The sequence below is a fragment of the Okeania sp. SIO3I5 genome, assembly GCF_010672085.1.
Lineage (GTDB): Bacteria > Cyanobacteriota > Cyanobacteriia > Cyanobacteriales > Microcoleaceae > Trichodesmium.
In genome coordinates this window covers 11342-25591 of record NZ_JAAHHT010000132.1, presented here as the reverse complement: position 1 = coordinate 25591, position 14250 = coordinate 11342, and the positions used below count along the sequence as shown (strand labels likewise).

Genomic DNA, 14250 nt, shown 5'->3' with positions numbered 1-14250 from the left:
ATTTTTACCTGGGTTTGGAGACCAAACCCAGGTAAAAATGTTGTTTGAACTAACTTGCTCCTATCAAATTTAGTCACTGCAAGAATGTAGAGAGGAATGGCAATTCGCCTCTACTTCATTGGATAAAATATACTGCTTCAGCAAAGGTAAAAGAGTAAAGTTGTTTTCTTGTTTTTCTATTAGGGAACGTCGCTGCAAAGATTTAAGAATATTCAATAAGTCTGAGGGTGGTATTTGTAAATTATCTAATAAATTTGAAATAGCTACTGGTTTGGTTTTGGTTGCTAAGTGAGAGATTACTTGTTTTTCTAATTCTGATAAACGGGAAAGTTGCTGATGTAATAATTCTTTGATGTCTGCATCTAAAAATAGAGAGTCATATTGAAATAATTCTGAGATACTTCCACTGAATATATCGTTAATGGTTGTGGCAATTATATTTAACCAAGTTGGGTTGCCGTGATAAAAATCAATCAATTTTTGCCATTGATCGTCTACTTGTAAATCTTGGTCTTTGAGAATTTTTGTAGCTGCTTGGTTATCTAAATTTTTGAGGTGTAATGAACGAACGAATGTATTTTTAGTTGTACTAATTTCTCTGAGGTTTTCTCTACTAATGATTAGGCAACAACTCTGATGGGAGAGTTGGGCGATAAGTTGGAAAAATTGACTGTAGTTTTGATGTTCTGGAGTGTAATGACTTGCTAGTTTGCCACTGTTAAATATTGTTTGGATGTCATCTAATATGATGAGGCAACGGTGCTTTCTCAAGTTTTCTAAAAGATGGGAATTTTCTGAGGTTTGGAGAGTGGAATTATGGTGAGAGATAAATTGAATGAGGCGGGTTTGAATTGTTTTGAGTGGTGGGGAGTCTCGCAGACTTTGCCAAATTATATAGTCGAATTTATTTTGAATATTTTTGATGAGTTGGAGAGCTAATGTTGTTTTGCCAATGCCATTTATTCCGTGGAGGATTACTAATTTTTTTTGTTCTTGGATAATCCATTTTTTGAGAGTTTTGATTTCCTGAGTTCTACCGTAGAATTTTTTATAGTCTGGTGCATCTGAGAGGTCGATTTTTGGTTTGGGAATAGTCTGGGGTTTGTTGATATTTGGTTGAGTCAAATTTTCTGGATTTATAGTTTCTGAAGAAGGGGAAGTTTCAGGGCAAAAATTTATATTATTAATTCCTACAAAATCTTTTTCTATATTTGGGGATGAAACTATGGAAAACTGCCATCTATAAAGTGTAGTGCGTAGATTAGATTTATTTACTTGTTCTCCGAAAGTCTCTGAAAAAGTTTTCCATAATTCTGAAGCGACATCTCTAACATGACCATTAGTACATTGAAATTCTTGAGCAATTTCTGAATATTTCTTACCTTGAAAAGTACCTCTTAATACGACTTGTTGTAGGTCGTCTAAATGTTTTCCTGTTTTTTCAAAGATGAGGCGATCGGCTAAATTTAAAATTTCTTGGATATCCATAAATTTAGGTCAATAGGGAAGTTTTATATATTTTAGTCCGACATTATCCTACACCATAATTTTTTTAATCAAATTTAATGGCAAAAAGGAGATTTTTCGATTATAAAATTCCCTACTTCTGCCGACTATTCCCTATATTGACAAGAAAAAAAATTTGTGATGGAATTTAAGAATGGCAAACATTAACAGGATTTACGCAAACTCTTAAATAATAAGCTATCTGTAGAGGGGAAATTCTATTTGCTCCTACCAAATATGGTGGTTATGCGTAAGTCTTGACGGAATTACTTCGATTGGCTAAAGATAAATTATTATCTCTAATTTTTTGAGAAAAAGAGTTACCCAAAGAAGTGTAAAATATTGTTGACGATGTGTTGGATACTTGAGAAATTTAGCCAGACAAAGTATTACTTTTCTTATTGAGGAGATAAAGATATGCTCAGAAAAAATTGCTCATCCTTACCGTTTTTAGCTATTTTGACAACCTTGACTTTATGGGTTCCTAATAAAGCACTTGCTATTTCTATCAAAGCTACTGCCACTGGTTCTTCTAACCCAACTCCTATTGTTGGAGGAGATTTACAGAATGGAGACTTTCTGATTCTACAAAATCCAGTTATCCCAAGTTTGCCTACAGGTGATGGAGCTGATGAAGTAACAGAGTGGTTATTTGATTTCTCAAGTGACAGTAACCTAGCACTTTTTTCAGTTTCTACTCCTTTAGACTCCGCTGTTCTAACTTTGACTCTATCTTCTGTTAATTTTGGAGTTACAACGGATGTCACTGGAATTCCTGGTGTAAAAGGGATCAATATACCTGATATTCCTGGTATCCCTGCACAGGGAACTACAGGTACAATTTCTATAGAATTGCTAGACTTTGGGTTTACCTCGGCAGATATTATTAATTCATTCGATCCTGTTACTAATATAATTCCCTGGTTTTATCAGGATGATGCTCTCATTTCTTACGCAGAACTAGAGTTGACAGTAGAACAAGAAATAGAATCAACTCCCGAACCAACAACTACAGTGGGAATGTTAGGTTTAGCAGCGATCGCTTTATTTGGCTATAAACGTCAACGTCGCAGTTAATCAGATTAAATCCGTTGACTTCCAGGTAATATAATCCCCGGATATTTATACAAGCGGAACAGAATTCTATGGCTAGGATAAAGCTATTTCAGAAATAGATAAATCTGCCGAAAATTCATCAGAAGTAAATAATATATAGTCATCCTAAATTAGGTTCTAAAATTTTCTAGTAGGGGTTTAGTTTTCCCAGTCAAAATCAAAGGGATTTGGAGACCAAACCCCTACAGTTTTTTTCACCAATCATTTAGGATTACTATATTGAAACTTAACTATTTTCAGACTCTTCTGATTCCTCTTCCGCAGACAATAAAAAAATCAAAAAATTCGTTCTCCCCACTATGAAACTAATCTACAAAAAGCCAAAATTAAAGAGACAGAAATGGAACGAAACGATTTACCTCCAGAACTTCGCGATCGCTACAGCTCCACAGAGTTAAATAGCTAGGATTAAGCTATTTTAGAAATAGATAAATCTGCCGAAAATTCATCAGAAGTAAATAATAGATAGTCATCCTAAATTAGGTTCTAAAATTTTAGAGTAGGGATTTGGTTTCCCCACCCAAAATCAAAGGGATTTGGAAACCAAACCCCTACAATTTTTTCACCAAAAAGCCAAAATTAAAGAGACAATAATAGAATCAGATAATTTACTTCAATAAGTTCGCGATCGTGACAGCGGAACGGAGTTATATCCCTACGATAAAGCTATTTCAGAAATAGATAAATCTGATGAATTTTCGGCAGAAGTAAATAATATATAACCATCCTAAATTAGGTTCTAAAATTTTATAGTAGGGGTTTGGTTTCCCAACACAAAATCAAAGGGATTTGGAAACCAAACCCCTACAGTTTTTTCACCAAAAAGCCAAAATTAAAGAGACAATAATAGAATCAGATAATTTACTTCAATAAGTTCGCGATCGCCACAGCGGAACAGAGTTAAATAGTTACGATAAAGCTATTTCATAATATAGATAAATCTGCCGAAAATTCATCAGAAGTAAATAATATATAGCCATCCTAAATTAGGTTCTAACATTTCATCCTAGGGGTTTGGTTTTCCCACCCAAAATCAAAGGGATTTGGAGACCAAACCCCTACAGTTTTTTTCACCAAAAAGCCAAAATTAAAGAGACAATAATAGAATCAGATAATTTACTTCAATAAGTTCGCGATCGCCACAGCGGAACAGAGTTAAATAGTTACGATAAAGCTATTTCATAATATAGATAAATCTGCTGAAAATTCATCAGAAGTAAATAATATATAGCCATCCTAAATTAGGTTCTAAAATTTTATCCTAGGGGCTTGGTTTCCCAACACAAAATCAAAGGGATTTGGAGACCAAACCCCTACAGTTTTTTTCACCAATCATTTAGGATTACTATATTGAAAATTAACTATAATTAGGTTCTAAAATTTTATCCTAGGGGTTTGGTTTCCCCACCCAACATCAAAGGGATTTGGAGACCAAACCCCTACAGTTTTTTTCACCAAAAAGCGAAAATTAAAGAGACAATAATAGAATCAGATAATTTATCTTAAATAAGTTCGCGATCGCCACAGCGGAACGGAGTTATATCCCTACGCTCAAGCTATTTCAGAAATAGATAAATCTGCCGAAAATTCATCAGAAGTAAATAATATATAGCCATCCTAAATTAGGTTCTAAAATTTTATCCTAGGGGTTTGGTTTCCCAACACAAAATCAAAGGGATTTGGAAACCAAACCCCTACAGTTTTTTTCACCAAAAAGCCAAAATTAAACAGACAATAATAGAATCAGATAATTTACTTCAATAAGTTCGCGATCGCTACAGCTCCACAGAGTTAAATAGCTAGGATAAAGCTATTTCAGAAATAGATAAATCTGCCGAAAATTCATCAGAAGTCAATAATATATAGTCATCCTAAATTAGGTTCTAAAATTTTCTAGTAGAGGTTTGGTTTTCCAACACAAAATCAAAGGGATTTGGAGACCAAACCCCTACAGTTTTTTTCACCAATCATTTAGGATTACTATATTGAAACTTAATTACTTTCAGACTCTTCCGCTTCCTCTTCACCAGATAATAAAAGACGAAGCCCCATAAAAGCAAATCCAGTTGCAGCCAGAATTTTTACTATATTTGTTGGTAAAATTTCTGCCATTCCTTGCCCTAATAAAACTCCTAAAAAACTCGTCAATACTAGAGCAGATGCAGTACCTAAAAATACCGCTTGGGGAAATTTTGAAGATCCACCTAGAGCGATCGCTGCTAATTGACTTTTATCTCCTAATTCAGATAGGAAAACAGCGATAAAACTTAAACCTAAAAGTTGCCAATCCATAGTTAGTTAATAAGTAATGAGTAATAAGTAATGAGGAAGAAGTAATAAGTAATAAGTAATAAGTAATGAGGAAGAAGAAAATTTTTAATCAAATATTTAGGTAATAGTGCATTGTAATGGTTGGAAGTTGTCTGCTAATTTTTGTTGGGAGACATCCGAGTGGGAGCATCTTGCTCCCATGCCAAGTATTCAAGAAGTAATCAGTAAGAAAAAAAAATTTAATCAAATACAACTCTTTTCTTTTGCTTAAAATGTAGTAGAAGTTAAACAAATGATTGCTTCATTCATTAAAAAGCACACCTAGCTGACTGCTAATAGCTAAATACTTAAGCAAAATTTTCATAAAAAACTTCTACAATTAAAGTCAAAGATATTAGTAATAAAATAATTCCTGCTGACCTTTCTATAGTTTTTGGAGAGAGGTGATTAGCTAACCATTGCCCTAACAATACTCCCAATAAACTTGTAGTTACTAACGCACTACCTGCACCTGCAAATACTATCCAAGGAGATTGAGATTCGGCAGTCATTAGCAAAGTAGTAATCTGAGTTTTATCTCCTATTTCTGCTAAAAGTATTGTCACAAAAGTTGAAGCAAATACTGCCCATGCTCCTGTTTTTTGTACCTTTATTTCTTCTGGTTCTGATTGAGAATTAGTAGGAGGTAAAATTTCACCTTTTTCTGAGCTAACTTGCAGAGGTAAGCTCTCAGAAACTTCTTGATCTATTTCCGTTTTAGCTGTATTTTCACTCATCGGGAAAAATTTCACTGAATAACTATAATAAATTACTAAATTACTGAATATATCTATAGCAATACCCATACTTGTGAGGTACAAAATTCTAGGTTTTAGGACACAATAAATAGAGAATAAAATATAGATGTACCTTATGAACCTAGGAAACGCTATAGTTTTTTTTCAATCCAATTCTATTGTTTCAGATAATCACTTTAAATGTCAAATACTTACCGAATAATTAATTACCGAAAAATTGTGGTCTAAAGCCTCCCCTTTTAAGGTAGATAAAAAAGAGAATATTCCTTATATCAAGCCTCCTTATTGTAGAGGTACTGATAACTGAAATTACAGCGGTTCTCGTTGTTATGAAGTACACCAGTCGCGGGCAAGATGCCCGCACTATAATATTTTAACCATTTACCGAAATAATTAAACAATTAAACAATTAAATAATTAGATAATTCAGGTTTAAAGCCTCCCCAATAAAGGGGAAAAAATTTATTTTTTCCTTTTTGGTCAATCCTCTCCCTAAAAGGGAGAGGTAATTATCCATTATCCATTATTTAACCTGTACTTCATTTGCTCGAAATCTGCTGTATGAATTATTAATTATTAATTGTTAATTATTAATTATTGAAAATGCCTACTACATGATTAAACCGAACCATTTCTAGACTATGCTCGCCATACATATCTCCAATGTGTTGCTGACAACAATCAATGGCAAATTCATTTAATTCTTCTGGTTCAATGCCGTACATTTCTTTAAAAGTATCCGCTTGGACTCGACAAAATCTTGGCCTATCAGAATAAATACGACATTCTTTAGTCAAATAGTTGTAATTTATACACCATCCATCTGCCCCGATTAAATTCATGTAATGCTCTACCTCTTCTGGAGATAAATATTCTTCTAATTCTGGGCGCTCTGTCGGTTCTAAGTAACAACAAGCACCACAATTTTTTACACAACGCCAAGTAACCATGCTTTTTTCAGTAAAAATTAAAATTCAAAACCCAAAACTATTATTGTATATCAAATCCACTTAGTATAGTTTTCATTATCAATTATCAATTATTCATTGGCCTATTGATTGTAGGAAACTTAATTATTGAGTTTTGTAAAGTTTATTAAATGAGAGAGGCGATCGCTTGATAGAATAAATAACGGTTTTCCAGTTCAGTATATATTTTATTAATTTCTAGAGGAAATATGGGGTTTTTAACTGATTTTTTCAGCAATATTAACTTTGAAACTATTGCCCAGTTAACAATGCTGGCCATGGTTGTGATTGCTGGCCCGGTAGTAATTGTGTTACTAGCACTTCGGGGTGGCGATCTTTAATACTTTTCGTGTAGAGCATTAGGTTGTAGGTAGTGCAAAATTGTAGGGTGTGTTAGACGGCTTAAATTAAGACTATGAAAGGGATTAAGCAATCCGTCGTAACGCACCATTTTAGATGAAACAGTCCAGTAGGGTGCGTTAGACAGATAAAATTTAAGCTGTGAAAGGTATTTAGGAATCTGTTGTAACGCACCATTTAAGGCATTATTATCCGTCTCCAATTTATTCCCTGTTGGGAATTCCACTCCTGAATTCTAAATTCTAAATTTTAAATTCTAAATTTTAAATTCTAAATTCTAAATTCTATAGTTCTCCAAACCGATAACCTTTGCGATAAATAGTATGAATTAATGGTGACTCCCCAGTTGCTTCTATTTTTCTTCGTAATAGACGTACTTGTGCCGCTAAGACATTACTACTTGGTTGCTCCCCTTCTCCCCACAAATATTCATAAATTTTTTGATGAGTTAAAAGTTGACCCGGATAATTCATAAAATATGCTAGTAATTTACATTCTTTTTCTGATAAGTTAATCATTTGCCCACTACGATAAGCAACTTGATTTTCTATATCTAATTCTATATTTCCTACCTGTAAATTTTGCTGAGTTGTAGTTGCTTCAATAGTAAAAGCACGACGTAATAAAGCTCGAACTCTCGCTAATAATTCTCGTAATTCAAAAGGTTTAACTAAATAATCATCTGCACCAGCATCTAATCCTGAAACACGGTCATCTATGGTATCTTTAGCAGTAAGAAATAAAACTGGGGTATAGTCGTGGTGCGATCGCAACTTTTGACAAATTTCCAATCCTGTTTTTTGGGGTAACATCCAATCTAAAATCAGCAAATCATAGTTACCCTGAATTGCCATTTGACAACCTATTTTTCCATTATCAGCAACATCAACATTATACCCCTCTCTATTCAAAGCACGACTCAGAGGAGAAGTTAATTCTGGTTCATCATCTACTAAAAGAATCTGCATTTTATCAAAATAATGATTGTGAATAGGTGTTTATTATCATTGATTATTTGAACATAATATTCTATTCAGTTTAGACAAGCAGTTATAATACTGTAGGTTGGGTTGAGGAACGTTTTGCTTTAGCAAAACGTTCCTAAGGTCATGCTCCGCAAACGTTAACCCTCCGCGACATGAAAAGCGGAGCTTATCCGTAGGATAAACCCAACATACCCTAATACTAAGCGAGAAAAAAGAATATTACAAAACTCTAGTTATAGGCAACAGGGAAAAGTTTATTAATGGATGATGGATAATGGATAATTATCTCTGGTTAAAACCGTTAGGGAATTGAAAATAAGGAAATCTTTTTAATAAATAATGGATCATAAAAACTATCAAGAAAATATCAATTATTGATTAATAACAGTTATCTCTAATTATCAATTTTAAATACAGAGTAGCAACGATTATTTTATCAACATTTATACACTTTTTCTGTGTAGAACATATAACGAACTATCAGGATGATATTCTTTTCTGAAAATTTTATAATATACCATATTAATTTGATAATAATTAGCATCTTTTTCATATTTTATTGCCAGTTTTTCCATAACTTTTTGAGAGGCAATATTTTCAGGTTGAGCTATCCCTACAATTTCCTTTAATTTGAACTCTTCAAATCCATATCTTAAACTTGTTTTTGCTACTTCTGTTGCTAATCCTTGATGCCAATATGCAGGATTTAATAAATAACCAAGCTCAATTTCCAGAGTATTATCTAGGAAACAAAGTCCGCAACAACCTATCATTTTATTGTCTATTTTATGAACTACTGACCACATTCCAAAATTATTTTTTTTCCAACTCTCAATTATCTTCAATATTCTGGTTTTTGTTTCTGCTTTTGTGAGGATACCTTTACCGACATATTTCATTACTTTTGGATTACTATACAACCCATATAATTCATCTAAATCTTGGCTCTTAAATTGTCTCAATTTTAATCTTTCTGTTTCAATTTAAAACATCATAATTATATTTTTATTCTCAATTATTAATTATTAAAAATGTAAGGATTCAGCGCTCATAACAATTACTATAAATAAATAGACATCTTCAAAAATCCAAAATAAAATCAATTATCAAGTATAAACCCTCAATTCTTTCCCCCTACTCCCTACTCATTACTCATTACTCCTCAATTATCAAGTATAAACCCTCAATTCTTTCCCCCTACTCCCTACTCCCTACTCATTACTCATTACTCATTACTCATTTATGCTACCTTATAAAACATCCTATTACCCAAAGTGTAAGAAAAAAATCTATGAGCAATGTCTCGCCCGACACCAATAGTAATAAATACGGAAGTAAAAATCCCTCCACAGACTGGCAATTAATTCAACGGTTGCTAAACTACGGCCTCCGTCACAAAGTTTTAGTAATTGTCTCACTAATATTATTATTTCCATTATCAATTTCAGGGGCAATTCAACCACTGTTAATCGGACAAGCAATTTCTCTAATTTTAGGAGAAAAAACTTGGTTATTTCTCCAACAAATATCATTATCTAAAGGATTGAATATTTTAGCAATTGTATTAATGCTAACTATTATTATCCGGCTTATATTTCAATCTATACAAGGCTTTTTAGTACAAAAACTCGGACAACAAATTACTGCTGATATTAGAAATGATTTATTTAAGCACGTTCTTTCTTTAGGAGTCAGATTTTTTGACACTACCCCTGTCGGAAAATTAATTACTCGTCTTACGAGCGATGTTGAAGCTTTAGGAGATGTATTTTCTACAGGTGCTATTGGTATTGTCAGCGATTTATTTTCGATTTTCATCATTGCTATTACTATGTTTACTCTCCAATGGCAATTGGCTTTAATGCTAATATTAATGATTGTGCCAGTAACAGCAATTATTATCTATTTCCAGCAACAATATCGGGAAGCTAATTACAAATCTAGAGATGAACTTTCTGGTTTAAATGCTCAACTACAAGAAAATTTAATTGGCATTGGAGTAGTGCAATTATTTCGGCGAGAAAAATTTAACTCAGAGTTATATAAAGTTAATAATCTGAACTATGTTAAAGAAGTAGATAAAACAATTTTTTATGACTCTGCTATTTCAGGTATTTTAGAATGGATTTCTTTAATGGCGATCGCCGTAGTTTTATTTTTTGGAGGGCGATTTGTTTTAGCAGAAAATCTAGACTTTGGTACTCTATCTTCTTTCATTTTATATGCTCAACGTTTATTCGATCCCTTACGACAGTTTGCCGAAAAATTCACAGCTATCCAAGCAGGTTTAACTGCCGTTGAACGTATTACGAATCTCCTTAATGAAAAAGTTGAAATTCTCGATCCAGAAGTAGAAGCTAAAAAATTACTTCTAACTCCAATTAATGGTTCTCAAATAGGTGAAATTAAATTTGAAAATGTCTGGTTTTGTTATAAACCAAATGAATATGTTCTGCAAAATCTTAACTTCACTATTAAACCAGGAGAAAAAATTGCTTTAGTAGGTCCGACTGGAGCAGGAAAAAGTTCTATTATTCGTTTACTTTGTCGTTTATATGATGTTAATCAAGGTAGGATTTTGGTTGATGGAATTAATATTAAAGACTTACCTCAAGCAGAATTACGAAAACATATTGGCGTGATTCTCCAAGATGGATTTTTATTTGCTGGAGATGTAAAAAGTAATATTACTTTGGGAGAAAATTATTCATTTGAGGAAATTCAAGCTTCAGCAAAAAGCACAAATATAGATCAATTTATTTCTGAATTACCCCAAGGATATAATACTCAATTGCGAGAACGAGGAGCTAATCTTTCTGGAGGTCAAAAACAGTTATTAGCATTTGCTCGTGCTGCTATTCGTAATCCTAGAATTTTGGTACTTGATGAAGCAACTGCTAGTTTAGATGTGGCAACAGAAGCTTTAATTCAATCAGCATTAGAACGACTTTTAGCAGAACGAACGGCTATTATTATTGCTCATCGACTTTCGACTATTAGAAATGTTGACCGAATTTTGGTGTTGAAAAGAGGAGAGTTAATTGAGTCGGGTACTCATCAGGAATTATTACAAAAAGATGGTCTTTATGCTGGTTTATATAAATTGCAAATGTTAGGGAATTAGGGAGTGTGGGGAGTGTGGGAAGTGTGGGGAGAGGGGGAAGTGTGGGGAGTGTGGGGAGAGGGGGAAGAGAAAAATTGATATAGCCTTTGTTAGGAAAAAGATTTTTTTCATCCTCTAAAAAGAAGAAGTTTGAGACCTAAATTTTCCCAAAAAATATTCATGGAAAGACGAGTTTATGAAAGTATTAAATCAGAACTTATCCAGAAGCGCCATAAATAGTAGAATTTAAGCGCCGTTAACTCCGAAAAAGTGAAAAATGGAGATTGACAAAAAAACTTGACATGGTACTATAAACATAATGGGAAAGGTGCGCTCAGATAGACTCAAATCAAATCGGCCAAAAACACAAAATTTCCCGAACTGCCACAGCAAAATTAAATTACATAACTGATTATTTGAGCATCGCTATCCTGATACCTGCCACAAAAACATCGGGGGAAAAAAAATCAGCAACAAAGATTTTTTTCATATTCTAAAAAGGAGCAGCTTGAGACCTAATTTTTTCCGAAAAATCTTCAGGGAAAGGCTAGCTTCTCAAAGTCTTAAATTAGAACTCCAAACAGAACCGCCAGAAATAGTAGAAATTAACCGCCGTTAAATCCTAGAAAGAGAAAAAGGTGGTTGACAAAAAAACTTGACATGGTACTATAAACATAATGGGAAAGGTGCGCTCAGATAGACTCAAATCAAATCGGCCAAAAAAGCAAAATTTCCCGAACTGCCACAGCAAAATTAAATTTAGATAACCGATGATTTCAGCGCTCGCTATCCTGATACCTTCTACTAAAACATCAAGAAGAAAAAATCAGCCACAAAGATTTTTTTCATTCTAGAAATTGGAGCAGCTTGAGACCTGATTTTTCCGAAAAATCTTCATGGAAAAGCGAGTATCTGAAAAGTCTTAAATTAGAACTTATTCAGAACCGCCAGAAATAGTAGAAATTAACCGCCGTTAAATCCTAGAAATTGAAAGGAGAAGTTTGAGACCTAATTTCTTCCGAAAAATCTTCATAGAAAGGCGAGTTTCTGAAAGTCTGAAATCAGAACTTATCCAGAACCGCCATAAATAGTAGAAGTTAACCGCCGTTAAATCCTAGAAATTGAAAAAGGGAGATTGACAAAATCCGAAAAATCTTCATGGAAAGGCGAGTTTCTGAAAGTATAAAATCAGAACTTATTCAGCAACGCCAGAAATAGTAGAAATTAACCGCCGTTAAATCCTAGAAATTGAAAAAAGGTGGTTGACAAAAAAACTTGACATGGTACTATAAACATAATGGGAAAGGTGCGCTCAGATAGACTCAAATCAAATCGGCCAAAAAAGCAAAATTTCCCTAACTTAACAGCCAAATTAAATTTAGATAACCGATGATTTCAGCGCTCGCTATCCTGATACCTTCTACTAAAACATCGAGAAGAAAAAATCAGCCACAAAGATTTTTTTCATTCTCAAAAAAGGAGCAGCTTGAGACCTGATTTTTCCGAAAAATCTTCATGGAAAAGCGAGTATCTGAAAAGTCTTAAATTAGAACTTATTCAGAACCGCCAGAAATAGTAGAAATTAACCGCCGTTAAATCCTAGAAATTGAAAAAAGGTAGTTTACTTTAAAAACTTGACATGGTACTATAAACATAATGGGAAAGGTGCGCTCAGATAGACTCAAATCAAATCGGCCAAAAACACAAAGTTTCCCGAACTTAACAGCAAAATTAAATTACATCTATATTATTTCAGCGATCGCTATCCTGATACCTGCCACAAAAACATCGGGAAGAAAAAATCAGCCACAAAGATTTTTTTCATTCTCTAAAAAGAAGTAGCTTGAGACCTAATTTTTCCCGAAAAATCTTCATGGAAAGGCGAGTGTCAAAAAGTATTAAATCAGAACTTATTCAGAACCGCCATAAATAGTAGAAGTTAACCGCTGTTAAATCCTAGAAACTCAAAAAAGGTAGTTTACTTTAAAAACTTGACATGATACTATAAACATAATGGGAAAGGTGCGCTCAGATAGACTCAAATCAAATCGGCCAAAAACACAAAATTTCCCGAACTGCCACAGCAAAATTAAATTAGATAACCGATTATTTCAGCGATCGCTATCTTGATACCTTCTACTAAAACGTCGGAATGAAAAAATCAGCCACAAAGATTTTTTTCATTCTCTACAAAGGAGAAACTTGAGACCTAATTTTTTCCGAAAAATTTTCATGCAAAAGCTAATTTATTAAAGTATTGAATTAGGACTTATCCAGAACCGCCATAAATAGTAGAAATTAACCGCCGTTAAATCCTAAAAAGTGAAAAAGGTAGTTTACTTTAAAAACTTGACATGGTATTATAAACATAATGGGAAAGGTGCGCTCAGATAGACTCAAATCAAATCGGCCAAAAACACAAAATTTCCCGAACTGCCACAGTCAAATTAAATTAGATAACCAATTATTTGAGCGATCGCTATCTTGATACCTTCTACTAAAACATCGGAAAGAAAAAATCAGCCACAAAGATTTTTTTTCATTCTCTAAAAAAAAGCAGCTTCAGACCTAATTTTTTTCCAAAAAATCTTCATGGAAAGGCTAGTGTCTAAAAGTCTTAAATCAGAACTTATCTAGAGGCGCCATAAATAGTAGAAATTAAGAACCGTTAAATCGTAGAAAGAGAAAAAGGGTGATTGACAAAAAAACTTGACATGGTACTATAAACATAATGGGAAAGGTGCGCTCAGATAGACTCAAATCAAATCGGCCAAAAACACAAAATTTCCCGAACTGCCACAGTCAAATTAAATTAGATAACCAATTATTTGAGCGATCGCTATCTTGATACCTTCTACTAAAACATCGGAAAGAAAAAATCAGCCACAAAGATTTTTTTTCATTCTCTAAAAAAAAGCAGCTTCAGACCTAATTTTTTTCCAAAAAATCTTCATGGAAAGGCTAGTGTCTAAAAGTCTTAAATCAGAACTTATCTAGAGGCGCCATAAATAGTAGAAATTAAGAACCGTTAAATCGTAGAAAGAGAAAAAGGGTGATTGACAAAAAAACTTGACATGGTACTATAAACATAATGGGAAAGGTGCGCTCAGATAGACTCAAATCAAATCGGCCAAAAACACAAA

At 33.4% G+C, this 14250-nt stretch carries 10 protein-coding genes; 4 read left to right on the top strand and 6 right to left on the bottom strand.

The annotated features are described in order from the left end of the window. Positions 1 to 69: 69 nt before the first annotated feature. Complete coding sequence (locus tag F6K40_RS25065; RefSeq protein ID WP_293139818.1) at positions 70 to 1488, bottom strand: helix-turn-helix domain-containing protein; 1419 nt, start codon at positions 1486 to 1488, stop codon at positions 70 to 72. Between the two features lie 435 nt (positions 1489 to 1923). Here F6K40_RS25065 and F6K40_RS25060 point away from each other — a divergent pair, with 435 nt between their 5' ends. Continuing rightward, entirely contained in the window at positions 1924 to 2583 is a 660-nt protein-coding gene (locus tag F6K40_RS25060) for a PEP-CTERM sorting domain-containing protein (protein ID WP_293139817.1), read from the top strand. A gap of 2031 nt (positions 2584 to 4614) precedes the next feature. Here F6K40_RS25060 and F6K40_RS25055 read toward each other — a convergent pair. The 3 genes from F6K40_RS25055 to F6K40_RS25045 form a co-directional block, all read right to left on the bottom strand. Next, positions 4615 to 4914, bottom strand: a complete 300-nt coding sequence (locus tag F6K40_RS25055; RefSeq protein ID WP_293139816.1) for a TMEM165/GDT1 family protein — start codon at positions 4912 to 4914, stop codon at positions 4615 to 4617. A gap of 326 nt (positions 4915 to 5240) precedes the next feature. Next, complete coding sequence (locus F6K40_RS25050) at positions 5241 to 5738, bottom strand: TMEM165/GDT1 family protein (protein WP_293139815.1); 498 nt, start codon at positions 5736 to 5738, stop codon at positions 5241 to 5243. A gap of 542 nt (positions 5739 to 6280) precedes the next feature. Then, positions 6281 to 6640, bottom strand: a complete 360-nt coding sequence (locus tag F6K40_RS25045; protein ID WP_293139814.1) for a YkgJ family cysteine cluster protein — start codon at positions 6638 to 6640, stop codon at positions 6281 to 6283. Positions 6641 to 6867: 227 nt separating this feature from the next. Here F6K40_RS25045 and psb30 point away from each other — a divergent pair, with 227 nt between their 5' ends. Beyond that, entirely contained in the window at positions 6868 to 6999 is a 132-nt protein-coding gene (gene psb30 / locus F6K40_RS25040) for a photosystem II reaction center protein Ycf12/Psb30 (RefSeq protein ID WP_293139813.1), read from the top strand. Positions 7000 to 7302: 303 nt separating this feature from the next. On the opposite strand, the gene rppA is transcribed toward psb30, so the two are convergent. Next, positions 7303 to 7986 carry a two-component system response regulator RppA gene (gene rppA, locus F6K40_RS25035; protein ID WP_293139812.1) on the bottom strand — a complete coding sequence of 228 codons (684 nt, stop codon included), beginning with the start codon at positions 7984 to 7986 and terminating at the stop codon, positions 7303 to 7305. Positions 7987 to 8447: 461 nt separating this feature from the next. Then, positions 8448 to 8966: a GNAT family N-acetyltransferase gene (locus F6K40_RS25030; protein ID WP_293139811.1), complete on the bottom strand. Its 519-nt coding sequence runs from the start codon at positions 8964 to 8966 to the stop codon at positions 8448 to 8450. Between the two features lie 329 nt (positions 8967 to 9295). On the opposite strand from F6K40_RS25030, the gene F6K40_RS25025 reads away from it, so the two are divergent. Next, complete coding sequence (locus tag F6K40_RS25025) at positions 9296 to 11128, top strand: ABC transporter ATP-binding protein (RefSeq protein ID WP_293139810.1); 1833 nt, start codon at positions 9296 to 9298, stop codon at positions 11126 to 11128. A gap of 1635 nt (positions 11129 to 12763) precedes the next feature. Continuing rightward, complete coding sequence (locus tag F6K40_RS25020) at positions 12764 to 12949, top strand: hypothetical protein (RefSeq protein ID WP_293139809.1); 186 nt, start codon at positions 12764 to 12766, stop codon at positions 12947 to 12949. The last annotated feature ends 1301 nt before the right edge of the window (positions 12950 to 14250 follow it).

Excerpts from the sequence above, each read along its gene's own strand:
- F6K40_RS25045 (WP_293139814.1), bottom strand. The coding sequence starts at position 6,640 with ATGGTTACTTGGCGTTGTGTAAAAAATTGTGGTGCTTGTTGTTACTTA.
- F6K40_RS25060 (WP_293139817.1), top strand. The coding sequence starts at position 1,924 with ATGCTCAGAAAAAATTGCTCATCCTTACCGTTTTTAGCTATTTTGACA.
- psb30 (WP_293139813.1), top strand. The coding sequence starts at position 6,868 with ATGGGGTTTTTAACTGATTTTTTCAGCAATATTAACTTTGAAACTATT.
- F6K40_RS25050 (WP_293139815.1), bottom strand. The coding sequence starts at position 5,738 with ATGGGTATTGCTATAGATATATTCAGTAATTTAGTAATTTATTATAGT.
- rppA (WP_293139812.1), bottom strand. The coding sequence starts at position 7,986 with ATGCAGATTCTTTTAGTAGATGATGAACCAGAATTAACTTCTCCTCTG.
- F6K40_RS25020 (WP_293139809.1), top strand. The coding sequence starts at position 12,764 with ATGGGAAAGGTGCGCTCAGATAGACTCAAATCAAATCGGCCAAAAACA.
- F6K40_RS25065 (WP_293139818.1), bottom strand. The coding sequence starts at position 1,488 with ATGGATATCCAAGAAATTTTAAATTTAGCCGATCGCCTCATCTTTGAA.
- F6K40_RS25025 (WP_293139810.1), top strand. The coding sequence starts at position 9,296 with ATGAGCAATGTCTCGCCCGACACCAATAGTAATAAATACGGAAGTAAA.
- F6K40_RS25055 (WP_293139816.1), bottom strand. The coding sequence starts at position 4,914 with ATGGATTGGCAACTTTTAGGTTTAAGTTTTATCGCTGTTTTCCTATCT.